This window comes from Streptomyces albidicamelliae, from assembly GCF_025642175.1.
GTDB lineage: Bacteria > Actinomycetota > Actinomycetes > Streptomycetales > Streptomycetaceae > Streptomyces > Streptomyces albidocamelliae.
The window spans coordinates 1,020,569-1,045,272 of sequence record NZ_CP106795.1 but is presented as its reverse complement, the minus strand read 5'-3'; the positions used below and the strand labels follow the sequence as shown (position 1 = coordinate 1,045,272).

The window sequence follows — 24,704 nt, the reverse complement described above, 5'->3', positions numbered from 1 at the left end:
AACACCCTCACCCAGCACAGAAAGCACGACACCCATGCGAAAGAGAACCACGAGACTCATCGGCGCAGTCGGCTCGCTCGCTCTGGCGAGTACCCTCGTCGCCTGCGGAGGATCGTCGTCGGACACCGCCGCGCCGCTGAGCAACGCCGTCGACGCGAGTGACGCCAAGCACCCCGAGTGGAGCAAGTACACCTTCACGATCGGCGACAACGGCGGTGACGGCAGCCAGGAACTTGCGAAGGTCACCGGCGTGTTCGACAACGCGCCCTACAAGGTGAAGTTCGCCCGCTTCACCTACGGTCCGCCGCTTGTGCAGGCCGCCGCCTCGGGCGACATCGACCTGGGCAGCGTCGGCGACGTACCGCCGATCACCGGCGCCGCGAAGGAGTACGGCTTCAAGGTCGTGGCCGTCAACCGCTCCCTCGCACCCACCCAGTCGAACGAGAACATCATCGTGCCAAAGGGCTCGAAGCTGAAGACGGCCGCCGACCTCAAGGGCAAGAGGATCGCCGTCCCGCAGGGCAGTTCGGCCCACGGTCTGGCCCTGAACGCGCTGAAGAGCGTCGGTCTGACCCCGAAGGACGTGAAGCTGGTCTTCCTCGACCCGGCGGCCGGCGCCACGGCGTTCAACACCGGGAAGGTGGACGCCTGGTCGATCTGGAACCCGCAGTCGGCGATCGCGGTCAAGAACGGCGCGCGGATCCTGGTGAAGGGCCTCCCGCCGATCGACCAGACAAGCAGCTACTACGTCGCGAGCGACACGTCGCTGAAGGACAAGACCAAGCGTGCGGCTCTGACGGACGTCCTGAAGAGGCTGTCGCGAGAGTTCGCCTGGGCGGTCAAGAACCCCGACGAATACGCGCAGGCGCTGTCGAAGGAGCAGGGCATCCCGCTGGATGACGCCAAGGCGTCCCTGGCCGCCTACTCGAACCGGGTGACTCCGGTGGCGCAGCCGGACATCGAACTTGAGCAGAAGCTCGCCGACGCCTTCCTGGAGGCGGGGCAGATCACCAAGAAGGTCGACGTCCCGTCGATCGTCGACAACCTTCTGCCGGCCGGTTACGACAGCTCGAAGCTGAAGGTCACCTCATGAGCGCGGGACGGAGGAGGCTCCACCTCAACGCCTTCCTCATGGAAGCGGGCCACCACGAGGCGGCGTGGCGGCTGCCGCACAGCAACCCCCGGGCCGACTTCGACCTACGGCACTGGATCGAGCTGGCACAACTGGCGGAGAGCGCCAAGTTCGACTCGCTGTTCCTCGCGGACGGCCCGGCCCTCATCGGCACCGGTGAGTTCCGGCCGCCGGGCCAGCTCGAACCGCTGACGCTGCTGACCGCGCTGTCCCAGGCGACCAGCAGGATCGGCCTCATCGCGACCGTGTCCTCGACGTACAACGAGCCCTATAACCTCGCCCGTCGGCTCGCGTCCGTCGACCACGTCAGCGGCGGCCGCGCCGGCTGGAACATCGTCACCTCGGCAGGGGCCGACGAGGCGGCCAACTTCGGCCTCGACGACCGCCCCGGCCACGCCGAGCGCTACGCCCGCGCCGACGAGTTCCTGAAGGTCGCCAAGGCGCTGTGGGACAGCTGGGAGTCCGAGGCCGTCGTCGCGGACAAGGCCGCCGGACGCTACGCCGACCCCGCACGCCTGCACCGGCTCGGCCATGAGGGCAGGTACTTCAAGGTGGCCGGCCCGCTCAACGTCGAGCGTCCGCCGCAGGGTTACCCGCTGCTGGTCCAGGCCGGCTCCTCGGAGGACGGCAAGGACTTCGCGGCACGGCACGCCGAGGCGATCTTCACCGCGCACACGACGTACGAGCGTGCGGCCGGCTTCTACGCGGACATCAAGGCACGGACCAGGGCTGCGGGGCGCGACCCGGACGGTGTCATCGTCCTGCCGGGCATCGTCCCGTACATCGGCTCGACCGAGGAGGAGGCCCGGGCGCTTGCGCGGCAGTTCGACGAGCTGCGCGTCCCTGAGTACGGGCTGCGTCAGCTGGCCGCCGTGTTCGAGACCGAGCCGTCGGTCTTCGAACTCGACCAGCCGTTGCCGGAGTTCCTCCTGGCGAGGCCGAAGCTGGAGGGTTCGCAGAGCCGCTCCGACCTGATCATCGATCTCGCGGTGCGCGAGAAGCTCACGGTCCGGCAGATCATCTCCCGGCTCGGGGGCGGACGCGGCCACTTCGAGTTCGTCGGCACACCCGAGCAGGTGGCGGACACGATCATCGCCTGGTTCGAGGGCGGTGCCGCGGACGGGTTCAACATCATGGCCCCCGCACTGCCCTCGGGCCTGACGGCCTTCGTCGAGCGCGTGCTGCCGATCCTGCGCGGCAAGGGGTTGTTCCGCGAGGAGTACGAAGGCACGACCCTGCGCGAGCACTACGGGCTCCCGGTGCCGGCGAATCAGTTCCATGACTGACCCGCTTTCCGGGCCTGATCCGCTTCCCACGGCCGGCCCGCTTCCCCTGGCTGACCCGCTCGCGACTCCCGCCGCTTCCACTTCACGAAGCGGCGGGAGTCCGCCCGCGCTGCGGGTCGAGGGCCTGCACAAGACGTACGAGGACGGCTTCACCGCGGTGGCCGGCCTCGACCTGGAGATACCGGACGGCGCGTTCTTCGGGCTGCTCGGCCCGAACGGCGCCCGGGAAGACCACGCTCATCGGCTCGGTGTGCAACCCCGCAGACTGCTGGGTCTGGCCGCGCAGGAGATCAGCAGATCCTCGTCTACCACGCGGCATATCACGGCATCGGGCGGAAGGCGGCCGCCCGGCGCGCGGACGAACTGCTCGCCCTGTTCCGCCTCGACGGCAAGGCCGACGTACGCGCCTACGAACTCTCCGGCGGCATGCAACGGCGCCTCGTCCTCGCGCGGGCCCTCATGCACCGCCCCCGCCTGCTCATCCTCGACGAGCCGACGGCCGGCGTCGACGTCGGACTGCGCTCGGAGATCTGGCGGGTCGTGAAGGGCCTCAACGCGGCCGGCACCAGGCGGCGGCGGTGACGGCCTGGTCGGCCGCGATGTTCGCCACCGGCCGACTCAAACCCTGAACCCCGTACCGGAAGGAACGCAACGCCATGACGAGCACCGAGCCCGAACAGGCCCTGTCCACCGACGTGTTGGTGATCGGCGGCGGCCCAGCGGGCACCTGGGCCGCGATCAAGGCCGCTCAGGCGGGCGCCGACGTCGTCCTGGCCGACAAGGGATACACGGGCGCGAGCGGAGCGACCGCCTCCGTCGGCACCGGCATCTGGTACGTGGACGACGTCCCCGAACTGCGCGAGGCCGCCATGGCGAGCCGGGAGGCACTCGGCGGATTCCTCGCCGACCGGGACTGGATGGCGCGCGTCCTCGACGAGACCCACGCGCGCATGGACGAACTGGCCCGCATCCAGCGCTACCCCTTCCCCGTCGACGCCCAGGGCCGTCAACTGCGCGGCGACCTCCAAGGGCCGGAGTACATGCGGCGCCAACGCACCCGGGTGCGGCGGCTCGGCGCCCGCATCCTCGACCACACCCCGGCGCTGGAGCTCTTGACCGACGCCGACGGCGTCGTCTCGGGGGCGCGGGCGCTGGACCGTACGACCGGTGAGACCGTCCGCATCGAGGCCGGGGCGGTGGTACTCGCCGCCGGGGGATGCGCATTCCAGTCCAAGACGCTCGGCTGCGACGTCAACACCGGGGACGGCGCGCTGCTGGCCGTCGAGGCGGGGGCGCGGCTGTCCGGGATGGAGTTCTCCAACGCCTACGCCATCGCCCCCAAGGGCACGTCGCTGACCAAGACCGCCTACTACTCGTGGGCGACCTTCTACCGCGCCGACGGCTCGGTGCTGGAAGGCGCGGCCAGCAAGGGCGGCCGGTCGGTGATCGCGAGGACCCTGCTCACGGAACCGGTCTACGCCCGCTTCGACAAGGCCACACCGGACGAGCAGCTGGCGATGCGCAAGGGCCAGCCGAACACCTTCCTGGTCTTCGACCGGCTGGGCATCGACCCCTTCACCGACCCGTTCGAGATCACCCTGCTCGCCGAGGGCACGGTGCGCGGGACCGGCGGTGTCCGCATCGCCGGCCAGGACTGCTCCACCGACGTCCCCGGTCTGTACGCGGCGGGCGACACCGCGACCCGCGAGCTGACCTGCGGCGGCTTCACCGGTGGCGGCAGCCACAACGCCGCGTGGGCGGCGTCCTCGGGCAGCTGGGCGGGCCGGGGTGCCGCCACGTTCGCCGCCGGGCGCGGCCGCCCGGGCCGCGCCGTGCGCCCAGTGGGGACGGCGGGCCTGCGCCCCACCGGCGCGGTGAACGTCGGCCACCGCGAGGTCGTCACCGCCGTACAACGCGAGGTCCTGCCGTACGACCGCAACTACCTGCGGCACGCGGACCGTCTGGAGCCGGCGCTCCGTTCGCTGCACGAGACGTGGTCCGCGGTCCGCGAAGGGCTCGGAGCGAGCGGCGAGGCGCTGTTCCGGGCCAGGGAAGCGGCCGCGATGGTGGCCCACGGCCGCTGGATGTACCACGCGGCGCTGCAGCGCACCGAGTCGCGCGGTATGCACAAGCGGGCCGACCGGCCGGCGCAGGACCCGGCCCAGCACCACCGGCTGCTCACCGGTGGACTGGACGAGGTCTGGAGCCGCCCGGAGGCGGTGCAACGGCACATGGTCGCGAGCGGAGGCCGAGTCGCATGATCGAGATCGTCGACCCGGATCGCTGCATCTCCTGCGACCGGTGCATCGAGGTGTGCCCGACGCGCGTCTTCGACCGCGGCACCGACGGCGTTCCGGTGATCGCGCGCCAGGACAGCTGCCAGACCTGCTTCCAGTGCGAGGCGTACTGCCCGACCGACGCGCTGTTCGTCGCCCCGCTGGTGACCGCGGTCGCTCCCGGCTCGCGCTTCCGTGATGTGACAGAGCTCGAGGACTCCGGTCTGCTCGGCGGATACCGGCGTGAGCTCGGCTGGGGCAGGGGAAGGACGCTCGGCGCCCGCACCGCGGTCGGACCGGAGTATCCGGACTGACCAGGGCCTGGATCGTCGCAGGATCCAGGCCCGGACTCCTGTACAAGGCCGAGGACGCCGGACACCGACCCCGAGGAACGACTTGTCGCACGCAGCTCGTCGGCGCGTCATCCACGCCGACTCGCCACCGTCGCCGCGCCGCGACGGTTGCAGTGGGAAACGTGTGGTGACCGTGTCGAGGCCGGCCGCCGTCCCATCGGGGTGTCCGCGATGCGGGACGGCCCTCTTGACGCCGATGTCGGTCGGATCGACACTCACTGAGGGAATCCTAGTGAATAGGTAGGGAAATTATGAGGCGCTTGGAGCCGGTCACCGTCCGAGTGGGCCGTTCGCCTCTTCTGACCTCCCGCCGTCACATCGATCTGCTGCGTGTCTGCAGCGCTGTCAACCCCCAGGGCTGAGCCGCGCCCATCCCGCACCGGAGACGCCCTCGGCCGTCGTGCCGTCCGGTGCGTACGGGAGAGCTCCGCTCCCTCACCCGACGTCGCTTCCGCCGCGCGTACGTCCGCGCCCGCTCCCGGGGAGAGTCATGACTGTCACACCGCTGGCCGCCCACGCCGCCGACCGACCCGCGCCCGCCTTCCGGGGCCGGATCGGCCGGGACGCGCGCAGCGGCCACTACGCCGTTCCGGGCCGCTACCGCCTCCATCTGTCGACCGCCTGTCCCGGCGGCCTGCGCATCGCCGTCGCCCACAGCCTGCTCGGCCTGGACACCGTCTGTCCGGCGACCCACCTGCCCGCGGTCCCCGACTGCCCCGAGGGCGGCCACTCCGTCCTGCGTCCGTTGTACGAGGCCAGCGCCCACCGGTACCCCGGTCCGGCCATCGCGCCGGTGCTCAGCGACGACTGGTCCGGGCGGATCGTCAGCACCCACGCCCCGGACATCATGCGCGACCTCGACCGCCGGTTTGGCGGCGACCGCCCCTCGCTCTACCCGTGCGGCGCGGAGTCGGAGGTCGAGGCCGTCGAGCGGATGTGCGCTCAGGGCATCGAACAGGCCGCGCAGCGCGCCGGATCGGCCGGTGGCGCGCCGGTGGAACGTGACAGGGCACTTGGCATGCTGCTCGAAACGATGGGCGCCCTGGAACGCCGGCTCGAAGGACGCACATACCTGATCCGCGGCGAGATCACCGCCGCCGACGTCGAGTTGTGGGTCGCCCTGGTCCAGCTCGACACCGTCCACCGCAACCACCTCGACGCCTCCGCCGTCCAGCGCATCGCCGGCCACCCGGCCCTGTGGGCCTACGCCCGCCGGCTCGCCGCCCCCCCGGCGTTCGGCGGCCACCTCGACCTCGACGGCATCGAGCGCCGTCACCACGCCCGCTGCCAGGGCCTGGAGGCCGCCGGAGCAGCCGTCCAGATCCTGGACTGGGCAACACACGCGGCCCGTTAGCCGTTCCACCTGGTGGACCGGCGTTGACATTCGTTCGGGCAGTTGTCTTAACTACGGCCAAGAACGGTCATGAGTGTCAGCGACAAGCCCTGGCTTGCTGACCGGCAACCCTCGCGCCGCGGTGGGGTGCCCCAGGTGACGACCGGACCGAAGACGTTTCGGTAAGCGCGAGGCCCACCGGGCCGGAACAGTGATGGTGACGCCATGTACGCAGCTCCCAGGACGGCCACGCGCCGCTCCCAGGACTGCGTACAGCCGTACCCGAACCTCCTCGTCGCCGATCGCGCCGTCGATCTGCTTCGCGTGAACAGCGCACTGTGTACCGCACCGGGCTGTGCCCGCTGTCGGGGCTGACACCTCCCCACAGCCCCCGCACTCCCTGACGAACACCGCCCCCGCGGTGTGCCGTTGTCCTCCCCACCCCGGTACCTCGCCGTCGTGTGCGCCCCCGCATGCCGCGCTTCCGGGGCGTACGCACCCAGCCGGAGCCCACCATGAGTGAACCCCCTGGCGCCACCGTCGCCCTCCCCGAGGCGCCGACCGCCGACCATCCATCGAAAGCCCTCACCGCCCAGCGAGTTCTGCCGCTCCGGCGCCCCGGACGCTGGATCGCCACCGCGGTAGTGCTCGTCCTGGTCGCCCAGTTCGTGCACGGACTGGTCTCCAACCCCTTCTACCAGTGGGACCGCTGGGGCTACTGGTTCCTGCGCCCCACCATCCTCGACGGCCTGCTCATCACCCTCGAAGTCACCGCCTACAGCGCGGTGCTCGGCCTGATCGGCGGCATTGTGCTCGCCCTGGCCCGGCTGTCGAGGAGCCCCGTGCTGCGCGCGGTCAGCTGGACCTACGTCTGGGCGCTGCGCTCCATCCCGCTCATCGTGGTACTGATCTTCCTCTACAACTTCAGTGCCCTGTACAAGACGTTGAGCGTCGGCATTCCCTTCGGCCCGGCCTTCTTCTCCTTCGACGAGTCGAAGCTCGCCACCGACATGGTCGTCGCCGTGATCGGCCTCAGCCTCAACGAGGCCGCCTACGCGGCCGAGGTCGTACGCGGCGGCATCCTCTCCGTCGACCAGGGCCAGCACGAGGCGGCCGCGGCACTCGGTCTGCCGAAGGGATACCAGTTCCGCAGAATCGTCTTTCCGCAGGCGCTGCGCTCGATCATCCCGAACTACGTCAACCAGCTCATCGGCCTGATCAAGGGCACCTCGCTGGTCTTCTACGTCTCCCTGCTCGACCTGTTCGGCTCCGCGCAGACCATGGGCTCCACCTATCCCGGCGACATCGTGCCGCTGCTGCTGGTCGTCACCGTCTGGTACCTGATCCTGACCAGCGTCGTCTCCGTCATCCAGTTCTACGTCGAGCGGCACTACGCCCGCGGTGCCACCCGCGGCCTGCCGCCGACACCGCTGCAGAAGCTCCGCACCGGGCTCACCGACCTGCGGGCCCGCATCCGCCGGGAGGCCGCCGTATGACCGCCAAGACGCTCGGAGCCCTGGCGGACGTCGCGGCCGCCACCGTCGAGGTCCACGACGTGCACAAGTGGTACGGCACCCACCGGGTACTGGACGGCGTCGACCTGACCGTCCGCCCCGGCGAGGTAACCGTCATCCTCGGCCCGTCCGGCTCCGGCAAGTCCACCCTGCTGCGGGTCATCAACCACCTGGAGAAGCCCGAGATCGGCTACGTCAGCGTCAACGGCGAGCCGATCGGCGTGAAGCGGCAGGGCGAGAGGCTGAAGGAGCTGAGCGAGCGCGCCATCCTCACCCAGCGCGGACGGATCGGCTTCGTCTTCCAGAACTTCAACCTGTTCCCCCACCTCACCGTCCTGGACAACGTGGCCGCCGCCCCGGTCGCCACCGGCAGACTCGGCAAGCCCGAGGCCCAGGAGCTGGCCCGCGAACTCCTCGGCCGCGTCGGCCTCGCCGACAAGACAGGCGCCTACCCGCGCCAGCTGTCCGGCGGCCAGCAGCAGCGCGTCGCCATCGCCCGCGCCCTCGCTCTGCGCCCCGGAGTCATCCTCTTCGACGAGCCCACCTCCGCCCTCGACCCCGAACTGGTCGGCGAAGTCCTCGCCGTCATCAGGGACCTGGCGACCAGCGGCACCACCCTTCTCATCGTCACCCACGAGATCGGCTTCGCCCGTGAGATCGCCGACCGGGTCGTCTTCATCGACGGCGGCAAGATCATCGAGCAGGGGCCGCCCTCCGAGGTCCTCGACAAGCCGCGCCACGAGCGCACCAGGGACTTCCTCAGCAAGGTCCTCTGACCCGCCGCACCCCCAAGACCTCCCCCCACGCCACCCTCATCACCTCCAGCGACAAGGAACGGCCATGGCCACCCACTTCACCCGACGCAGCCTGATACGCGGCATCACCGCGGCGACCGCGGTCGCCTCCCTGGCCACAGGGCTCGCCGCCTGCGGTGGCAACAGCGACGCGGCCACCTCCACCGACAGCGCCGCCAAGACCGGCGAGGTCGTCATCGGCAAGGTCTCCAACGGCGCCGCCCGGCAGACCTCCATCAAGGTCTCCGAGGTCAAGTCCATCAGCGCGGAACTGCCCGCCGCCCTCAAGAAGAGCGGCAAGCTGGAGATCGGCATCGGCGCCCTGCCGGCCGGCTTCCCGCCGCTGGCCTACGTGGGCAGCGACCAGAAGACACTCACCGGCGCGGAGCCCGACTTCGGCCGCCTGGTCGCCGCGGTCCTCGGCCTCCAGCCCGAGGTGAAGAACTCCACCTGGGAGAACCTCTTCGTCGGCATCGACAGCGGGAAGGTCGACGTGGCCTTCTCCAACGTCACCGACACCGAGGAGCGAAAGAAGAAGTACGAGTTCGCCTCCTACCGGCAGGACAACCTCGCCTTCGTGGTGCCGAAGAAGAGCACCTGGAACTTCGACGGCAACTACGAGAACCTCGCCGGCAAGACCGTCTCCGTCAGCTCTGGCACCAACCAGGAAAAGATCCTCCTGGAGTGGAAGGCGAAGCTGGCCAAGAAGGGCAAGAAGCTCACCGTCAAGTACTTCCAGGACAGCAACAGCGTCTACCTTGCCCTGTCCAGCGGCAAGATCAACGCGTACCTGGGCCCCAACCCCGGCATCGCCTACCACAACCGCCAGGTCGCGAACACGCCCAACGCCACCCGCACCGCGGGCACGTACTCCGGTGCCGGCGCGGGCCTGCAGGGCCTGATCGCGGCGACCGCGAAGAAGGACAGCGGCCTGGCGAAGCCGCTCGCCGACGCCATCAACCACCTGATCAAGAACGGTCAGTACGCCGAGTGGCTCAAGGCCTACAACCTCTCCAACGAGGCCGTCGCCAAGTCCGAGGTCAACCCGCCCGGACTGCCCCTCGACAACTCCTGACCATCGCCTGCCGGGGATTCCACCGCCGCCTCGCGGTGGAATCCCCGGGCGTCGGACACTCGAGCCGCACCCCGGAGACCGCCACACCATGTCCGTGACCAGCATCGACGCCAGCTCCTCGCACATCCTGGACAACCCCGCCTGGGCCGCGCTCACCGGCCCGCACGCGCACTTCGCCGAACGCGTCGGCCACGCCGCCCGCTACCACCAGGACGTGGCACCCTTCCACGCCCTCTCCGACGAGGACGACCCGCGCGCCTGGGCCGGCCTCGCCGCACTCGTCGGCCCTGGCGGCACCGCCGCGGTGCGAGGCGTGACCGAGGCGGCGGTGGGCTGGGAGGTCGTGCGCACCGGACACGGCGTCCAGCTCGTGGACACCGCCCTGCGCGCCGAGCCCGACCCCGAGGCCGTACGGCTCGGCCCCGGCGACGTGCCCGAGATCCTGGATCTGGTCGCCCGCACCGAGCCGGGCCCCTATCTGCCCCGCACCGTCGAGCTGGGCACCTACCTCGGTATCCGCCACCAGGGCCGGCTGATCGCCCTGGCCGGCGAGCGGCTGCACCCGCCGGGCTGGACGGAGATCAGCGCCGTGTGCACCGACCCCGACCACCGCGGCCGGGGCCTGGCCACCCGTTTGGTCCGCGCGGTCGCCGCCGGTATCAGGGAACGCGGCGAACGCCCCTTCCTGCACGCCGCCGCCACCAACGCGAACGCGATCCGGCTGTACGAGTCGATCGGGTTCACCCTGCGCCGCCGTACCGTCTTCTCGCTCGTCCGGCACACCGGGGCCGCCGCGCTGGAAGAAACGGCATAGCGGTGCCGTTGTCCTTGTCGAAGCAGAGTGCATGGTCCGCTCGGACGGAGGTGAGACACGTGACACGTGTACTCCGTGCCGTCCACCTTTACTCCCGGCCCCACATCGACCTCCAGCGCGTGGCCGGCTCCCTCTGTAGTTCCTGATCCCGTTTCCCAGCCGCCGTGTGCCCCGACTTCCGCGGGCCGGCGATCTCGTACGGACCTCCAGGAAGGCACCCTCGTGTCCGCAACTCCCGCTTCCCCCCTGCACCTTGCTGTGGCTCTGGACGGCACCGGCTGGCATCCCGCCTCCTGGCGCGAGCAGACCGCCCGCCCCCGGGACCTGTTCACCGCCGGCTACTGGGCCGACCTGGTCACCGAGGCCGAACGCGGCCTGCTCGACTTCGTCACCCTCGAGGACGGACTCGGCCTGCAGTCCTCGGACTACGGTGAGCCGGACGGCCGCACCGACCAGGTCCGCGGACGCCTGGACGCCGTACTGGCCGCGGCCCGGATCGCACCGCTGACCCGGCACATCGGCCTGGTGCCGACCGTGATCACCACCCACACGGAGCCGTTCCACATCTCCAAGGCGATCGCCACTCTCGACTACGTCAGCAGCGGCCGGGCCGGCCTGCGCGTGCAGATCTCGCCCCGGCCGCACGAGGCCGCGCACTTCGGTCGCCGCACCTTTCCACCGCTCAGCCTGGAGGGCATCCAGAGTCCGGCCGGGCAGGCACTGCTCACCGACCACTTCGATGAGGCCGCCGACTACGTCGAGGTCGTGCGCCGGCTCTGGGACAGCTGGGAGGACGACGCGGAGATCCGGGACGTGGCCACCGGCCGCTTCATCGACCGCGACAAGCTGCACTACATCGACTTCGAGGGCAGGCACTTCAGTGTGAAGGGCCCGTCCATCACCCCGCGCCCGCCCCAGGGCCAGCCGCTCGTCACCGCCCTGGCCCACCAGACGGTCCCGTACCGGCTGGTGGCCCGGCAGGCAGACGTCGGCTATGTCACTCCGCACGACGCCGGCCAGGCCCGCGCGATCGTCGCCGAGATCCGCGCCGAGCAGGAGGCGGCCGGACGCGCCGGTGAACTCGTGCACATCTTCGGTGACCTGGTCGTCTTCCTCGACGACGACCAGGCCGCGGCGGAGGACCGCCGCGCACGTCTCGACGCCCTCGCGGGGGAGCCGTACACGAGCGACGCCCGCATCTTTGCCGGTACGCCCGCTCAACTTGCCGACTTGCTGCAGGAGTTGGCGGCCGAGGGGCTGAGCGGCTTCCGGCTGCGACCCGCCGTCGCCGGACACGACCTGCCGGCCATCACCCAGTGCCTCGTCCCCGAACTCCAGCGCCGCGGCGCCTTCCGCACCGCCTACGAAGCCGACACCCTGCGCGGCCTGCTGGGCCTCGCCCGCCCCGCCAACCGCTACGCCGCAGCGACCGCCTGAGCCGGAAGGACCGCACCGACATGAGCAAGCCACTGAAGCAGATCCATCTGGCCGCACACTTCCCGGGCGTCAACAACACCACCGTGTGGAGCGACCCGAAGGCCGGCAGCCACATCGAGTTCACCTCCTTCGCGCACTTCGCCCGGACCGCCGAACGCGCCAAGTTCGACTTCCTCTTCCTCGCCGAGGGCCTGCGGCTGCGCGAACAGGGCGGCAAAATCTACGACTTGGACGTCGTCGGCCGCCCCGACACCTTCACCGTCCTCGCCGCCCTCGCCGCCGTCACCGAATACCTCGGCCTGACCGGAACCATCAACTCCACCTTCAACGAGCCGTACGAGGTGGCCCGTCAGTTCGCCAGCCTCGACCACCTCTCCGGCGGCCGCGCCGCCTGGAACGTGGTCACCTCCTGGGACGCCTTCACGGGCGAGAACTTCCGCCGCGGCGGCTTCCTGCCGCAGGGCGAGCGTTACTCCCGGGCGAAGGAGTTCCTGGCCACGGCGGGCGAGCTCTTCGACTCCTGGCACGGCGACGAGATCGTCGCCGACCAGGCGACCGGCGTCTTCCTACGCGACGCGAAGGCCGGCTCCTTCGTGCACACCGGCCGGCACTTCGACATCCACGGCCAGTTCAACGTCCCGCGCTCCCCGCAGGGCCGCCCGGTCGTCTTCCAGGCCGGAGACTCCGACGAGGGCCGCGAATTCGCCGCTTCGAGCGCCGACGCCATCTTCAGCCGCTACGCCACCCTCGAAGGCGGCCAGGCCTTCTACACGGACGTCAAGAACCGGCTCGCCCAGTACGGCCGCAGGCATGACCAGTTGCTCATCCTGCCCGCCGCTTCCTTCGCCCTCGCCGACACCGACGCCGAGGCGGAGGAGCTGGCCCGGGAGGTGCGCTGCCAGCAGGTCAGCGGGGCCACCGCCATCAAGCACCTGGAGTTCGTCTGGAACCGCGATCTGTCCGCCTACGACCCCGAAGGCCCGCTGCCCGACATCGACCCGGACGTCAGCGACAACCACATCTCCAAGGGCCGCGCCCAGGTGCGGATGTACCGCGACCCGCTGGCCACCGCCCGCGAGTGGCGCGAGCTGGCCGAGGCCAACAACTGGTCCATCCGCGACCTGGTCATCAACACCGGCAACCGCCAGAACTTCGTCGGCTCCCCGGCGACCATCGCCAAGACCATCAACGACTACGTCCAGGCCGACGCCAGTGACGGCTTCATCCTCGTCCCGCACATCACCCCGACCGGCCTCGACGACTTCGCCGACAAGGTTGTCCCGCTGCTGCAGGAACAGGGCGTCTTCCGCACCGACTACGAGGGCCCGACGCTCCGGCACCACCTCGGCCTCGCACACCCGGACGAGGCGTCCGACGAGCGGGCGGCGTCGTGAAGTTCCTCGCGATCACCTTGATCGTGCACCGCCCCGACCCGGTCACCGGGGTGCGGAAGTCCACGCACGACCGGTTCCGCGAGGTCCTCGACAACGCCCTGCTCGCCGAGGAGCTGGGCTTCGACGGCTTCGGCGTGGGGGAGCGGCACGAGCGGCCGTTCATCTCCTCGTCCCCGACCGTCGTACTGAGCCATGTGGCCGCCCTGACCAAGCGGATCCGCCTGTTCACGGCCGTGACGACGCTCAGCCTGCTGGACCCGGTCCGCGCGTACGAGGACTACGCCACCCTCGACCATCTCTCCGAAGGCCGTCTCGACCTGATCATCGGCAAGGGCAACGGCGCCGCCCAGCGCGACCTGTTCCACGTCACGCCAGAGGACCAGTGGGACCGCAACGCCGAGAGCTACGAGGTCTTCCGGAAGATCTGGCGCCAGGACAAGGTCACCGCCGACACCCGCTTCCGTCCCCCGCTGACCGATGCCGAGGTGTGGCCGCGGCCGTACCAGCAGCCGGTCCGGGTCTGGCACGGCAGCGCCACCAGCAAGGAGTCGGTCGATCTCGCCGCCCGCTACGGCGACCCGCTGTTCTCGGCGAACGTCACCAACCCCATGGAGCCGTATGCCGAGTTGATCCGCCACTACCGTGAGCGCTGGGAGTTCTACGGGCACGACCCGGCCGACATCGCGGTCGGCGCCGGGACGGCCGGCATCTACGTGGCCCCCACCTCCCAGGAGGCGCTGGCCGCGTACCGCCCGATCTTCGAGTCCAACCTGGCGTTCTTCAAGAAGGCCGGCCTGCCGGTCGTGTTCGAGACCCTGGAGGACTTCGTCGAACGCAGCTCCGCCCTGATCGGCAGCCCGCAACAGGTCATCGACAAGGTGCACCGCTACTACGAACATTTCGGCCACACGGTGGTGCACCTGCATGCCGACGCGAGCGGGCTGACGGAGTCCCAGCACCGGGCATCACTCGAGCTGTTCCAGTCCGAGGTCGCCCCCGTGCTGCGTCGGGAGATCCCGGATCCGCCGTTCGCCTGGGGCCCCGTGCTTCCGGCATCACCGCTCACTCAGGAGTCCGTCCGTGTCTGACATCTCCCTCGGCGTCCTCGACCTGGTCCCGATCTCCTCCGGATCGACGGCAGCCGATGCCCTGCGCAATTCCATCGATCTCGCACAGCAGGCCGAGCGCTTCGGGTATGCCCGCTACTGGTTCGCGGAGCATCACCTCAATCCCGGCGTGGCGGGCACGTCGCCCGCCGTCGTCCTGGCGCTGACCGCCTCCGCCACCTCCACCATCCGGCTCGGCTCCGGGGCCGTGCAGCTCGGGCACCGCACGGCGCTGTCCACCGTGGAGGAGTTCGGCCTGCTCGACACACTGCACCCGGGCCGCTTCGATCTGGGCCTGGGCCGCTCGGGCGGCCGCCCGCCAGGACAGCCGGCAGCCCCCCTGCCGACGGCGACCCCCGTCGTCGACGGCCGCACCCCGAACGGCCTGCTCATCCCACCCCGCTTCTCCTTCGAGCATCTGCTCGGCTCACCCCGCATCGCGCTGCAGCGCAGGCTGCTCCTGCTGCCGGGCGCCGAGTCACAGGACTACGCCGAGCAGATCGACGACATCCTCGCCCTGCTGGCCGGCACCTACCGCTCGCCGGAGGGCGTGGAAGCGCACGTCGTGCCAGGGGAGGGCGCCGACGTGGAGGTGTGGATCCTGGGCAGCAGCGGTGGTCAGAGCGCCGAGGTGGCGGGCGGCAACGGTCTGCGGTTCGCGGCCAACTACCACGTCAGCCCGGCCACGGTCCTGGAGGCGGTGGAGGGCTATCGATCCTTCTTCCAGCCCTCCGAGTTCCTCGACAAGCCGTACGTCAGCGTATCGGCGGACGTCGTCGTCGCAGAGGACGACGCGACGGCCCGTGAACTCGCCACCGGCTACGGCCCGTGGGTGCGCAGCATCCGCACCGCCGAAGGCGCCATCGAGTTCCCGACGCCGCAGGAAGCGCGCGCCCACGCATGGACCGACGAGGACCGGGCCCTCGTCCAGGACCGACTCGACACCCAGTTCGTCGGCTCGCCGGGCAGGGTCGCCGACCAGCTGGAACAACTGCAGGAGGCAACGGGCGCGGACGAGTTGCTCATCACGACGATCACCCACGCCCATACGGACCGGGTCCGCTCGTACGAACTGCTCGCGGAGGAATGGCGCCGACGGGGGCACTCCCTCCAGCAGTGACGGCCCGCGCCGCCGACGTCACCCTGGAGATCGGCGACCAGACCTTCGAAGTGACCGGCGCCCGAGCCACCGCCGCATCCTGCCGCTTCTGGCACAACGTCCGCACCCACACCCTGCACGACCCTGTCGCCCACGAGCGGCCAGAGGTCGGGCGCTGGGTCATCGAGGGCGAACTGCCCGAACCGACCTGGTACTCCGGACCGCCCCAGAGCGCCTCCCAGGCGGAGGCGCCCCCTTCTCCCCGAAAGAGGATCCATGGCCACCGTCCTGTCCGTCTCCGGCAGCCCTTCCGCCTCCTCCCGCACCAACCGCCTGCTGCGCCACCTCGACCAGCGACTGACCGCTCAGGGGCACGACGTCGTTCCGCTCGACGTTCGCACCATCCCGGCCGATGCGCTGCTCGGCGCGGACTTCCGGCATCCGGCGATCGTCGAGGCCACCGAGCTGTTCGCGAGCGCCGACGGCGTCGTCGTAGGAACACCCGTCTACAAAGCGTCGTACTCCGGAGTCCTCAAGGCGCTCCTCGACCTGCTCCCGCAGTACGCACTCACCGGAAAGACGGTCCTCCCTCTCGCCACCGGCGGCTCCACCGCGCATGTCCTCGCCATCGACTACGCCCTGCGTCCGGTCCTCAACTCCATGGGTGCCGCGCACATCGTGCAGGGCTGGTTCACCCTCGACAAGGACATCACCGCCCACGACGACGGCTCGATCACCGTCGCACCGGCCGCCGCCGAGGCCCTCACCCAGGTCGTCGACCATTTCTCGCTGGCGCTGGGCCGTACCCCGCTCCTGGCCGCGGCGAGCTGAGGCCACGACCGCACACGTCATCGCCGACGACGCCGAGGCCGTCACTGTCGCGTCCGCCCCGGCCGACGAGTTCCGGGCCGGCGCCTCGGCCCGCGACGCCGAACGCCGGCTTCCCCGCGAGGAGCTGCACCGGCTCTCCGCGCCGGCGCCGACGAACATCCCCTGATCGCACCCCAGATCGGAGCCCCGAGTGTCCCTCACCTTCCACTGGTTCCTGCCGACCAACGGAGACAGCCGCCACGTCGTCGGCGGCGGCCACGGCACCCCCGCCACCGAGTCCGGGCGCGACCGGCCGCCCACTGTCGCCTACCTCAGCCAGATCGCCCGCGCCGCCGAGGACCTGGGCTTCGTCGGCGCACTCACGCCGACGGGAGCCTGGTGCGAGGACGCGTGGCTGACCACCGCGATGGTCAGCCAGAACACCGAGCGCCTGAAGTTCCTCGTCGCCTTCCGGCCCGGCTTCGTCTCACCGACGCTCGCCGCGCAGATGGCCTCCACCTTCCAGCGACAGAGCGGCGGACGGCTGCTGCTCAACGTCGTCACCGGCGGCGAGAGCCACGAGCAGCGAGCCTACGGAGACTTCCTCGACAAGGACGCGCGCTACCGCCGTACCGGCGAATTCCTCCAGATCGTACGAGGGTTGTGGGAGGGCAAGACCGTCGACCTGCGCGGCGAGCACCTCCAGGTCGAGGACGCGAAGCTCGCACGGGTGCCCGACCCGGTCCCCGAGGTGTACTTCGGGGGCTCCTCGCCGATCGCGGGAGAAGTCGCCGCAAAGCATGTCGACGTCTATCTCACCTGGGGCGAGCCGCCCGCCGCCGTCGCGGAGAAGATCGCCTGGATCCGGGCGCTGGCCGACAAGGAGGGACGTAGCGTCCGCTTCGGCATCCGCCTGCATGTCATCACCCGCGACACCTCGGAGCAGGCCTGGGCCGAGGCGAACCGGCTCCTGGACGGCTTCGACCCGGAGGCGGTCAAGACTATCCAGGCGGGACTGGCCCGCAGCGAGTCCGAGGGCCAGCAGCGCATGCTCGCCCTGCACGACGGCGGCAGCCGTGACCGCCTGGAAATCCACCCCAACCTGTGGGCAGGCATCGGCCTGGTGCGCGGCGGCGCGGGCACCGCCCTGGTCGGCAGCCACGGCGAGGTCGCCGAGCGGATCAAGGAGTACCACGCCCTCGGCGTCGACGAGTTCGTGCTCTCCGGCTATCCGCACCTGGAGGAGGCGTACTGGTTCGGCGAGGGCGTCCTGCCGAGACTTCAGGCGCAGGGCCTGTGGCAGCACCCGTACGGACAGCAGGCCGCCCCGTCGGCCCAAGTACCCTTCGCCGCCGCCGGGGGGCCGCGATGACCACCTGATCGCGGGGGGAGGTCGGGAGCGCCCAAGTGATCGCTGACGACAACGAGGCGGTCGCTGTCGCCGTCGAGCCGGCCTCCGAGTTCGCCCGTGAGGCTGCCTGCGACACCGAGCCACCACCCCAGGCACCTTCGCGAACTCGCCATCCGGGAGCGGGAATCAGCCGGAGCGTTCGCTGTATCCCTACTTTTCCTATCGAATTACTAGGGAAGTCTTGACGGTGGTCGAAGAGGAGAGTGAGGATGATGAAGCCGACGCCTCTCGCGCACCGCCGCACTCCCACGCCGCCTCGCCGGGCATCGCGTCGTCCTCGGCCCTTGAAGGAAGACGCCATGACAACAGCACCGAGGTGCAGTGACAGCCGCAGTCGCATGAAGCGGGTCCGGATATGACGGTGACGGCCGACGAGGTGACCGACGCCGGAGCCGGGCAGGTCGACTGGCTGCTCATAGCCCGTGAGATGGCGGACGACCTGGCCACGGACGCTGCCGAGCGCGAACAGGCCGGCAAAGCACCGCTCGACGAGGTCGCTCGGCTGCGCGAGTCGGGGCTGCTGACATTGTTGGCACCGGCCGGGCAGGGGGGAGGAGGTGCGGACTGGCGCACGGCCTACTCGGTCGTCCGGACCGTCGCCGCGGCCGACGGGGCCATCGGCCACCTGCTGGGCCACCACTACTTCCTGTCCTTCACCGCCCGTTTCTTCGCAGACCCTGCACGTGCCGCCCGCGTCGAGCGGGAGTCGACGGAGGGGCAGTGGTGCTGGGGAGGCGGTATCGCCTCACACGAACCGCCGCTCATCCTGACTCCCACGGCGAGCGGCCATCTGCTGAACGGCTACCAGAGGTACGCCACCGGCGTCGGGATCGCCGACCGGCTGGTGGTCCGAGCCGCCAGGTACGGCACGGGTGAGCCGCTGGCCGTCCTCGTCGACCCCACCCACCCGGGTGTCGTGAGCGGCAGCAGCGGGGACACCTTCGGTCAGCGGCTGGCAGCCGGTGGCGCCGTGGAGTTCGACTCCGTACCGGTCGCGGCGGACGATGTGTTCGGCTCGCTCTCGCCCGACGAGGGCGTCCTGTCACCCTTCGCCTCTCTTGCCGTGCCGACCGCGCGCCTGGTCTCCGCCCAGTTCTGTCTCGGCATCGCCGAGGGACTGCTGGACGAGGTCCACGAGCACGGAAGGGCCGTGCGGTCGCCCTGGCAGCCCTTCTCGCCCCAGCCCTGGCCGGGCAGTCCCCCGCAGGATCCCTACGCGCTGACCGTGTACGGCGAGCTCGCCGTCGTCGCACGTGCCGCGTCCGCTCTCGCCGAGCAGGCGGTGGACGCCCTCCTGCGCGGCCTCGCGCAGGACGAGGATCTCCACGACGAGGAGTGCGCGGAGATCGCCGTCCTCGCCAGCGTGGCCGAGGCAGCGGCCTCCCGGGCCGCGCAGGAGATCACCAACCGTGCCCTGGAGGTCGTCGGAGTCGAGGCCGCGTCCATGCGGCACGGCTTCGACCGCTTCTGGCGTGACGCCCGGACCCACACCCTGCGTGAACCGGCCGCCCACAGACTGCGTGAGATCGGGGACTACTTCCTCAACGGTGCGCACCCGTCCTTCGTCCTTCCTGCCTGACGGCTCAGCCGGTGACGGGCGGACTCGGGCAGTGATGGATAATCGCGGCATGCGGATCTCGGCGCGGGCGGACTATGCGGTGCGGGCGGCCCTGGAGCTGGCCGCGGCAGGGGACGAGGCCTCCCTCAAGGCCGAGGCGATCGCCGCGGCGCAGGGGATCCCGCACAAGTTCCTGGAGGGCATCCTCGGCGACCTGCGCCGGGGTGGTCTCGTGGTCAGCCAGCGTGGCGGAAAGGGTGGCTACCGGCTGGCCCGCCCGGCCGGCTCGATCGCCATCGCGGACGTCATCCGGGTGGCGGACGGCCCCCTGGTGTCGGTGCGGGGGGTGCGCCCACCCGAGCTCTCCTACTGCGGCCCCGCGGAGTCGCTGCTGCCGCTGTGGATCGCCGTACGCGCCAACGTCCGCAAGATCCTTGGCGAGGTCACCCTGGCCCATGTGGCCGCGGCCAAGCTGCCCGACGAGGTCCTGAGCCTCGCGGAGGACCCCGAGGCCTGGACGAATCCCTGACCGGCGTCCGGTCAGCGAGCAGATCTCCGAAGACGGACCAGCTCATCGCGGGCCGATTCTCGCGAGCGTGAACTCGCCGACATCGTCCCCGCCTCCCTCGGTTCGTTCAGCGGGTGACCAGCAGGCCGCGGCTGCGCAGCACCCACCGCTCCAGCGGGCTGAAGATCAGCAGATCGATGGCGATGCCCACGAGCAGGATCAGGAAGATGGCGAGGAACACCTGGGGCATGCTGGAGTTGGTCCGCCCGTTCTCCAGCAACTGGCCCAGACCGACGCCCAGATCAGGCGAGGATGCGATGATCTCGGCGGCCATCAGAGACCGCCACGAGAACGCCCAGCCCTGCTTCAGCCCTGCCAGATAGCCAGGCAGCGCCCCCGGCATCACGATGTGCCAGGCCCCGCGCAGGCCGGTTGCGCCCATCGTCCGGCCGGCCCGCAGGAACAGCGGCGGAATCTGGTCGATGCCCGCGACGAGGCCGTTGGCGATGGACGGGACCGCGCCGAGCAGGATCACGGCGTACATCATCTTGTCGTTCAGGCCCAGCCAGATCACAGCGGGCGGCACCCAGGCCACGGACGGCAGCGACTGCAGGCCGGACAGGACGGGGCCGATGGCCGCCCGGACGAAGGCCACCCGGGCGACGATCAGGCCGAGCGGCGTACCGATGGCGAGCGCCAGCAGGAAGCCGAGCAGACCGCGGGAGACGGATGTCCAGATGTAGTCGAGCAGGGTGCCCTGGACCCAGGCGTCGCTTACCTCACCCCACACATCGGAGGGCGCGGGCAGCTTGTAGTCGGGGGCGACGTTCGCCCACACCAGCAGTTGCCAGACGACCAGTACCAGTGCCACGGCCGTGACGGGGGGCAGGACCTTGCGCAACAGGGTCTCGCGCAGCGGCGTGCGGCCGGATTGCACCGAGTCCAGGGCGTCGAGGCCGGCTTCCAGCCCCGCCAGACCGTAAGCGCCCCGGGTCTGCTCGGCCACCGTGGAGCCGTCCTTCGCGGTGTCGACGCCGGTGTCAGTGCTGGCCATGGCGGCGGATCTCCCCACGCAGTTCTTCGGTGATCTCGACGGACAGCTCGGCGACCGCGCTGTCCTCGACGCGGCGTGGCTGCGGAATGCCGACGGTCCACTCCCGGGCGATGCGGCCCGGGCGGGAGGACAGCAGCACCACCCGCTGTGCAAGCCGTACCGCCTCGCGCACGTTGTGCGTCACGAACAGCACCGACAGTCCCGTCTCACTCCAGATGCGGGTCAGCTCGTCGTGCAGCACGTCCCGGGTGATGGCGTCCAGCGCGGCGAACGGCTCGTCCATCAGCAGCAGTCGGCTGTCCTGGGCCAGCGCCCGGGCCAGAGCGACCCGCTGACGCATACCGCCCGACAGCTCATGCACCCGCTTGCGGTGGGCGTCCTGCAGTCGTACGAGTTCCAGCAGCCTCTCCGCCTCGGCGCGGCGCTCCTGCTTGGCCACGCCGCGCAGTTTCAGGGCGAGTTCGATGTTCTTGCCCGCGGTCAGCCATGGGAAGAGGGCGTGCTCCTGGAACATCAGGGCGGAACGGCCGTCCGTGGCGATCGTGCCCGTGGACGGCTGGTCCAGTGCCGCGACCAGGTTGAGCAGTGTGGACTTGCCGCAGCCGGAGGCTCCCAGGAGGGTGACGAACTCGCCCGGTGCGACGTCGAGCGTGATGTCGTCCAGCACGAGCTGCCGTCCACCGGGCGTGCCCGGTGCGGGGAAGGACTTCGAGACGTGCTCGATACGGGCGGCGTAGGTCACCGCCGTGGCGTCCTCGGCAGCCTTGGCGATCGTGGTGGCCATGGCCGTCACCTCCTGGGAACTCATCGGGTCCGGCTCCTGGTCACTCGGCGCCGAGGCCGGCCTCGTCGATCTCGCTCTTGCCTTCGGCCTTCAGGACCTTGTTGAGGAGCGTGAGGTCGTAGATGCCCTTCAGGTCGGGCTTCTCCAGCAGACCGGCCTTGACGGCGTGCTCGGCCTCGGTGTTGAGGGTGGAGGCCAGCGGGTCGTCGGTGAACTGGACCGACTTCCAGGCGGGGTCGATGACAGCGGCGGGAAGCGCCTTGCCCGACAGCTTTTCCAGCGCCTTGTTGGCGGCGGCCTTCGCCTCGTCCGGGTTGGCGTTGATCCACGCGTTGGTCTTCACCGAACCGCGCAGCACGGCCTCGACTACGTCCGGGTGCGCCTTCAGGAACTTCTGCGACACGATGATGTTCGTGATCACGAACTTCTTGTCGGGCCACAGCGTCGACTCGTCGAGCAGGACCTTGCCGCCCTCGGCGACCAGCTTGGACGCGGTCGGCTCCGGCACCCACGCGCCGTCGATGGAGCCGGACTTGTAGGCGTCCGGGGTGATCTTGTTGTCGGTACGGACGACGGAGACGTCTCCCTTGCCGCTCTCGGCGTCGACCTTCCAGCCCTGGTCCGCGATCCAGTTGAGGAACGCGACGTCCTGGGTGTTGCCCAGCTGCGGGGTGGCGATCTTCTTGCCCTTGACGTCCTTCAGGGACTTGATCTTCTTCGGGTTGACGACGAGCTTCACGCCGCCGGAGGCGGAACCGCCGATGATGCGCAGGTTCTTGCCGTCCGACTTGGTGTAGCCGTTGATGGAGGGGGAGGGGCCGATCCAGCCGATGTCGATGGAACCGGCGTTCAGCGCCTCGATCTCGGAGGGGCCGGCGTTGAAGGTCGAGGGCTTGATGGTGGTGCCGCCGAGTTCCTTCTGGAACAGGCCCTCCTGGACACCCACAAGAGCGGTGGCGTGCGTGAGGTTGGGGAAGTAGCCGATCTTCACTTCGTCGACGGAGAGCTTCTTGGCGCCCGCCGCGGCCGCCGGGGTCTGCTTGCCGTCATCGGTGGACTTGGAGCCGTAGCCGCAGGCGGTGAGTAGGAGGGGGAGCGCGGCTATGACGGCGAGGGTGCGCAGGGTGGTGAGCGGTCTTGCGGCAGACACGGAGGTGTCCTCTCAGGGAAGGAGGGTGATCAAAGAGGTGTGGGATGGCGTGCTGAGGTCTCGGACCGGCCGACAGATGGCGGTGGACGTACGGCCGAAGTCGATGTGACGACGCGAGGTCAGCACGGGCAGCACCCGGTCTGCGCAGCTGAGCGCTCCCACGGCCACCCCCTGATCCCTAGTATTCCTACCTGGTTGCTAGGGATCGTGGCAGAAGGCGGCACCCACCCCAAGAGGATGTTCACATGATGGACGCGACTATCTCAATCCTCGGGATCGGTGGCGACCGGCCCAGCGTGTCAGCGGTTTTTCCCGGACGAGGGGATCGCTACGCCGCTGCCTCCGGACCCACACGCCGAGCGAGGCGGAGAACTGATCGGCGACCCGCTCAAGTGCCTCCCGTGCGGCGGGCTCCACGACGCCCCCGCGTCCTCCCGCACATCGATGTGCTTGTCCAGCACGGAAGGGTGCGGACATCGAGGGGGTCACGTCCTGCCCCCTGGGCTGCGAGGCGGGCGTCCTGGTGGCGCGGCGGACAGGCCGTGCGGGAGGTGGTGGAGGGGCTTCCGGAGACGGACAGGCTGCCAAGTGCGTCGGGCAGTTCGATGGCGGCTCAGCGGCACGCGGCACTCCGCTGGCCACCCTGCCGCGCGCGCTGGACACCGTGCACCGCTGCCACCTGGCCGCCGCCGCGGTGCACCACGTCACCGAGCACCCCCATCTGTGAGCGTCCGCAAGGGGGTTGGCGGTACACCCCACCTTTGCCGCCCACCTTGACCTGGACGGCATCGCCCGCAGGCGCTCCGTCCGCTGCCGGGCCAAGGAGACGGCCAGGGCGGCGGTACAGATGGTGGACCGGATGACGTACCACTGACCGGTTGTCCCGATCGCGGAACCGCCCCCGGCGGCCGTCTCAGGGGGCGGGCGGCACGTACTTGTACCCCACGCGACGCACTGTGACGATCCGCTGCCGGTGTGCCGAGCCCAGCTTTCGGCGCAGACGTGCGACGTGCACGTCGACGGTGCGTCCATCCCCCATATGGGTGTGACCCCACACGTGCTCGACCAACTGTTCGCGGGTGTGGACTCGGTGCGGATGAGCCACGAGCCGGGCCAGCAGAGCGAACTCCAGGTAAGTGAGGTCGAGTTCCTCTCCCTCCAACTCGGCGACATGGCGCTCGGCATCGATACGGATCGGGCCACCGGCCAGGACCGACTGGTCCGGCGCGCGCGTCGGGAGCGGTACGGCGTCGGGGGCGACCGGGTGGATCTGTGGCCGCAGTCCCGCGTCGGCGAAGAGAGCGGCCGGGTCGACACCCTTGGGAAGCAGCACCAGATAGCCGACGAGCGGTGATCCGTCGCCGGGCGGTGTGCCGCCTCCTTCCTCCTCTTGTGGCTCTTCGTGTACAAGACGCAGGCGACGAGGGGCGGTCGGCGGGGCGTGGAACAGAGTGGCGTGAAACGGGGGTGCCGAAGTCATGGCTTTGTAGTCCCTTCCCTGTGCATGGGGAGTTGTTTTGCCGCCAGGTCGATGCGTCGAGCCAGAGGGGGCGGAGACCCGGACGAGCCGGAGCGACTGTGCGATGGGAGGTCGCGTGGAGACTCAGTGCGGCGATGGCTCAGCCGTCTGTTGCACCTGCGAGCCAAAGGAGAGAGGAGATGGACGAGCAGATGCGCAGCTGAGCGCCGGCCGCTTTCTAGCCGCGTCGGCAGACGGCGCTGGCCACTCGACGGAAGTCGACGTGCCGGCGGCGTACCAGGGGCTGCTGCGCGCGGGACATGGCCCCATGGTGGGTGAGCGCAACGACGGCGTCAA

At 70.1% G+C, this 24,704-nt stretch carries 26 protein-coding genes, 1 pseudogene and 1 riboswitch; of the genes and pseudogenes, 21 read left to right on the top strand and 6 right to left on the bottom strand.

From position 1 onward, the window contains the following. Window positions 1-34: 34 nt before the first annotated feature. Both N8I86_RS05030 and N8I86_RS05025 read left to right on the top strand, forming a co-directional pair. Window positions 35-1,093 (top strand): aliphatic sulfonate ABC transporter substrate-binding protein, encoded by a 1,059-nt coding sequence (locus tag N8I86_RS05030; RefSeq protein WP_263277203.1) that lies wholly within the window; start codon window positions 35-37, stop codon window positions 1,091-1,093. Further along, a complete protein-coding gene (locus N8I86_RS05025) occupies window positions 1,090-2,418 on the top strand; it encodes an LLM class flavin-dependent oxidoreductase (RefSeq protein WP_073894548.1) in 1,329 nt (442 codons plus the stop codon). The genes N8I86_RS05030 and N8I86_RS05025 overlap by 4 nt, the downstream gene beginning before the upstream one ends. Before the next feature lie 82 nt (window positions 2,419-2,500). Here the strand turns inward: N8I86_RS05025 and N8I86_RS05020 are convergent, their stop codons facing one another. Continuing rightward, the gene (locus N8I86_RS05020; protein WP_263277202.1) at window positions 2,501-2,659 is read right to left on the bottom strand and encodes a hypothetical protein; all 159 of its coding nucleotides are present in this window, start codon (window positions 2,657-2,659) and stop codon (window positions 2,501-2,503) included. Between the two features lie 56 nt (window positions 2,660-2,715). Between N8I86_RS05020 and N8I86_RS38975 the strand changes: the two genes are divergently transcribed. The 19 genes and pseudogenes from N8I86_RS38975 (at window position 2,716) to N8I86_RS04935 (ending at window position 19,921) form a co-directional block, all read left to right on the top strand. Continuing rightward, entirely contained in the window at window positions 2,716-3,000 is a 285-nt protein-coding gene (locus tag N8I86_RS38975) for an ATP-binding cassette domain-containing protein (RefSeq protein WP_317633646.1), read from the top strand. Window positions 3,001-3,074: 74 nt separating this feature from the next. Further along, window positions 3,075-4,679 (top strand): FAD-dependent oxidoreductase, encoded by a 1,605-nt coding sequence (locus tag N8I86_RS05010; protein WP_263277201.1) that lies wholly within the window; start codon window positions 3,075-3,077, stop codon window positions 4,677-4,679. After that, a complete protein-coding gene (locus N8I86_RS05005; protein WP_123438868.1) occupies window positions 4,676-5,008 on the top strand; it encodes a 4Fe-4S dicluster domain-containing protein in 333 nt (110 codons plus the stop codon). The genes N8I86_RS05010 and N8I86_RS05005 overlap by 4 nt, the downstream gene beginning before the upstream one ends. 290 nt (window positions 5,009-5,298) lie before the next feature. Continuing rightward, complete coding sequence (locus tag N8I86_RS38970) at window positions 5,299-5,409, top strand: putative leader peptide (protein WP_317633590.1); 111 nt, start codon at window positions 5,299-5,301, stop codon at window positions 5,407-5,409. Between the two features lie 128 nt (window positions 5,410-5,537). Next, window positions 5,538-6,401 carry a glutathione S-transferase C-terminal domain-containing protein gene (locus N8I86_RS05000; protein ID WP_263277200.1) on the top strand — a complete coding sequence of 288 codons (864 nt, stop codon included), beginning with the start codon at window positions 5,538-5,540 and terminating at the stop codon, window positions 6,399-6,401. Window positions 6,402-6,466: 65 nt separating this feature from the next. Continuing rightward, a riboswitch (SAM riboswitch) is annotated at window positions 6,467-6,575 on the top strand. A gap of 320 nt (window positions 6,576-6,895) precedes the next feature. Then, on the top strand, window positions 6,896-7,876 hold the full coding sequence (locus N8I86_RS04995; protein WP_263277199.1) for an amino acid ABC transporter permease: 981 nt from the start codon (window positions 6,896-6,898) through the stop codon (window positions 7,874-7,876). After that, window positions 7,873-8,670 carry an amino acid ABC transporter ATP-binding protein gene (locus tag N8I86_RS04990; RefSeq protein WP_073894540.1) on the top strand — a complete coding sequence of 266 codons (798 nt, stop codon included), beginning with the start codon at window positions 7,873-7,875 and terminating at the stop codon, window positions 8,668-8,670. The genes N8I86_RS04995 and N8I86_RS04990 overlap by 4 nt, the downstream gene beginning before the upstream one ends. A gap of 64 nt (window positions 8,671-8,734) precedes the next feature. After that, window positions 8,735-9,763: a transporter substrate-binding domain-containing protein gene (locus N8I86_RS04985; RefSeq protein ID WP_263277198.1), complete on the top strand. Its 1,029-nt coding sequence runs from the start codon at window positions 8,735-8,737 to the stop codon at window positions 9,761-9,763. Window positions 9,764-9,851: 88 nt separating this feature from the next. Next, a complete protein-coding gene (locus N8I86_RS04980) occupies window positions 9,852-10,577 on the top strand; it encodes a GNAT family N-acetyltransferase (protein ID WP_123438872.1) in 726 nt (241 codons plus the stop codon). Window positions 10,578-10,579: 2 nt separating this feature from the next. Next, a complete protein-coding gene (locus N8I86_RS39220) occupies window positions 10,580-10,723 on the top strand; it encodes a putative leader peptide (protein ID WP_352226816.1) in 144 nt (47 codons plus the stop codon). Window positions 10,724-10,799: 76 nt separating this feature from the next. After that, window positions 10,800-12,014 (top strand): LLM class flavin-dependent oxidoreductase, encoded by a 1,215-nt coding sequence (locus N8I86_RS04975; protein WP_263277197.1) that lies wholly within the window; start codon window positions 10,800-10,802, stop codon window positions 12,012-12,014. Between the two features lie 20 nt (window positions 12,015-12,034). After that, the gene (locus N8I86_RS04970) at window positions 12,035-13,408 is read left to right on the top strand and encodes an NtaA/DmoA family FMN-dependent monooxygenase (RefSeq protein ID WP_263277196.1); all 1,374 of its coding nucleotides are present in this window, start codon (window positions 12,035-12,037) and stop codon (window positions 13,406-13,408) included. Continuing rightward, the gene (locus tag N8I86_RS04965; RefSeq protein WP_263277195.1) at window positions 13,405-14,496 is read left to right on the top strand and encodes an LLM class flavin-dependent oxidoreductase; all 1,092 of its coding nucleotides are present in this window, start codon (window positions 13,405-13,407) and stop codon (window positions 14,494-14,496) included. The genes N8I86_RS04970 and N8I86_RS04965 overlap by 4 nt, the downstream gene beginning before the upstream one ends. Continuing rightward, window positions 14,489-15,634 (top strand): LLM class flavin-dependent oxidoreductase, encoded by a 1,146-nt coding sequence (locus tag N8I86_RS04960; protein WP_263277194.1) that lies wholly within the window; start codon window positions 14,489-14,491, stop codon window positions 15,632-15,634. Before N8I86_RS04965 ends, N8I86_RS04960 begins: the two co-directional genes overlap by 8 nt. A gap of 255 nt (window positions 15,635-15,889) precedes the next feature. Next, on the top strand, window positions 15,890-16,444 hold the full coding sequence (ssuE, locus tag N8I86_RS04955; RefSeq protein WP_073894529.1) for an NADPH-dependent FMN reductase: 555 nt from the start codon (window positions 15,890-15,892) through the stop codon (window positions 16,442-16,444). Beyond that, a pseudogene (locus N8I86_RS04950) lies at window positions 16,395-16,586 on the top strand (hypothetical protein); the annotation flags it as partial. The gene ssuE and the pseudogene N8I86_RS04950, both read left to right, overlap by 50 nt. Before the next feature lie 48 nt (window positions 16,587-16,634). Continuing rightward, complete coding sequence (locus N8I86_RS04945; RefSeq protein WP_073894528.1) at window positions 16,635-17,795, top strand: LLM class flavin-dependent oxidoreductase; 1,161 nt, start codon at window positions 16,635-16,637, stop codon at window positions 17,793-17,795. A 394-nt stretch (window positions 17,796-18,189) separates the two neighbouring features. After that, complete coding sequence (locus N8I86_RS04940; RefSeq protein ID WP_263277193.1) at window positions 18,190-19,413, top strand: acyl-CoA dehydrogenase family protein; 1,224 nt, start codon at window positions 18,190-18,192, stop codon at window positions 19,411-19,413. 49 nt (window positions 19,414-19,462) lie between these two features. Further along, the gene (locus N8I86_RS04935; RefSeq protein WP_073894524.1) at window positions 19,463-19,921 is read left to right on the top strand and encodes an RrF2 family transcriptional regulator; all 459 of its coding nucleotides are present in this window, start codon (window positions 19,463-19,465) and stop codon (window positions 19,919-19,921) included. Between the two features lie 106 nt (window positions 19,922-20,027). Here the strand turns inward: N8I86_RS04935 and N8I86_RS04930 are convergent, their stop codons facing one another. The 5 genes from N8I86_RS04930 to N8I86_RS39215 form a co-directional block, all read right to left on the bottom strand. Then, window positions 20,028-20,954, bottom strand: coding sequence for an ABC transporter permease (locus tag N8I86_RS04930; RefSeq protein WP_073894523.1), 927 nt, complete (start codon window positions 20,952-20,954; stop codon window positions 20,028-20,030). Further along, window positions 20,941-21,738: an ABC transporter ATP-binding protein gene (locus tag N8I86_RS04925; RefSeq protein ID WP_073895317.1), complete on the bottom strand. Its 798-nt coding sequence runs from the start codon at window positions 21,736-21,738 to the stop codon at window positions 20,941-20,943. The genes N8I86_RS04930 and N8I86_RS04925 overlap by 14 nt, the downstream gene beginning before the upstream one ends. A gap of 40 nt (window positions 21,739-21,778) precedes the next feature. Further along, window positions 21,779-22,888 carry an aliphatic sulfonate ABC transporter substrate-binding protein gene (locus tag N8I86_RS04920; protein WP_263277192.1) on the bottom strand — a complete coding sequence of 370 codons (1,110 nt, stop codon included), beginning with the start codon at window positions 22,886-22,888 and terminating at the stop codon, window positions 21,779-21,781. A 913-nt stretch (window positions 22,889-23,801) separates the two neighbouring features. Then, window positions 23,802-24,368: a winged helix-turn-helix domain-containing protein gene (locus tag N8I86_RS04905; protein WP_073894518.1), complete on the bottom strand. Its 567-nt coding sequence runs from the start codon at window positions 24,366-24,368 to the stop codon at window positions 23,802-23,804. A gap of 217 nt (window positions 24,369-24,585) precedes the next feature. Next, window positions 24,586-24,669: a putative leader peptide gene (locus tag N8I86_RS39215; protein WP_351945955.1), complete on the bottom strand. Its 84-nt coding sequence runs from the start codon at window positions 24,667-24,669 to the stop codon at window positions 24,586-24,588. Between the last annotated feature and the right edge of the window lie 35 nt (window positions 24,670-24,704).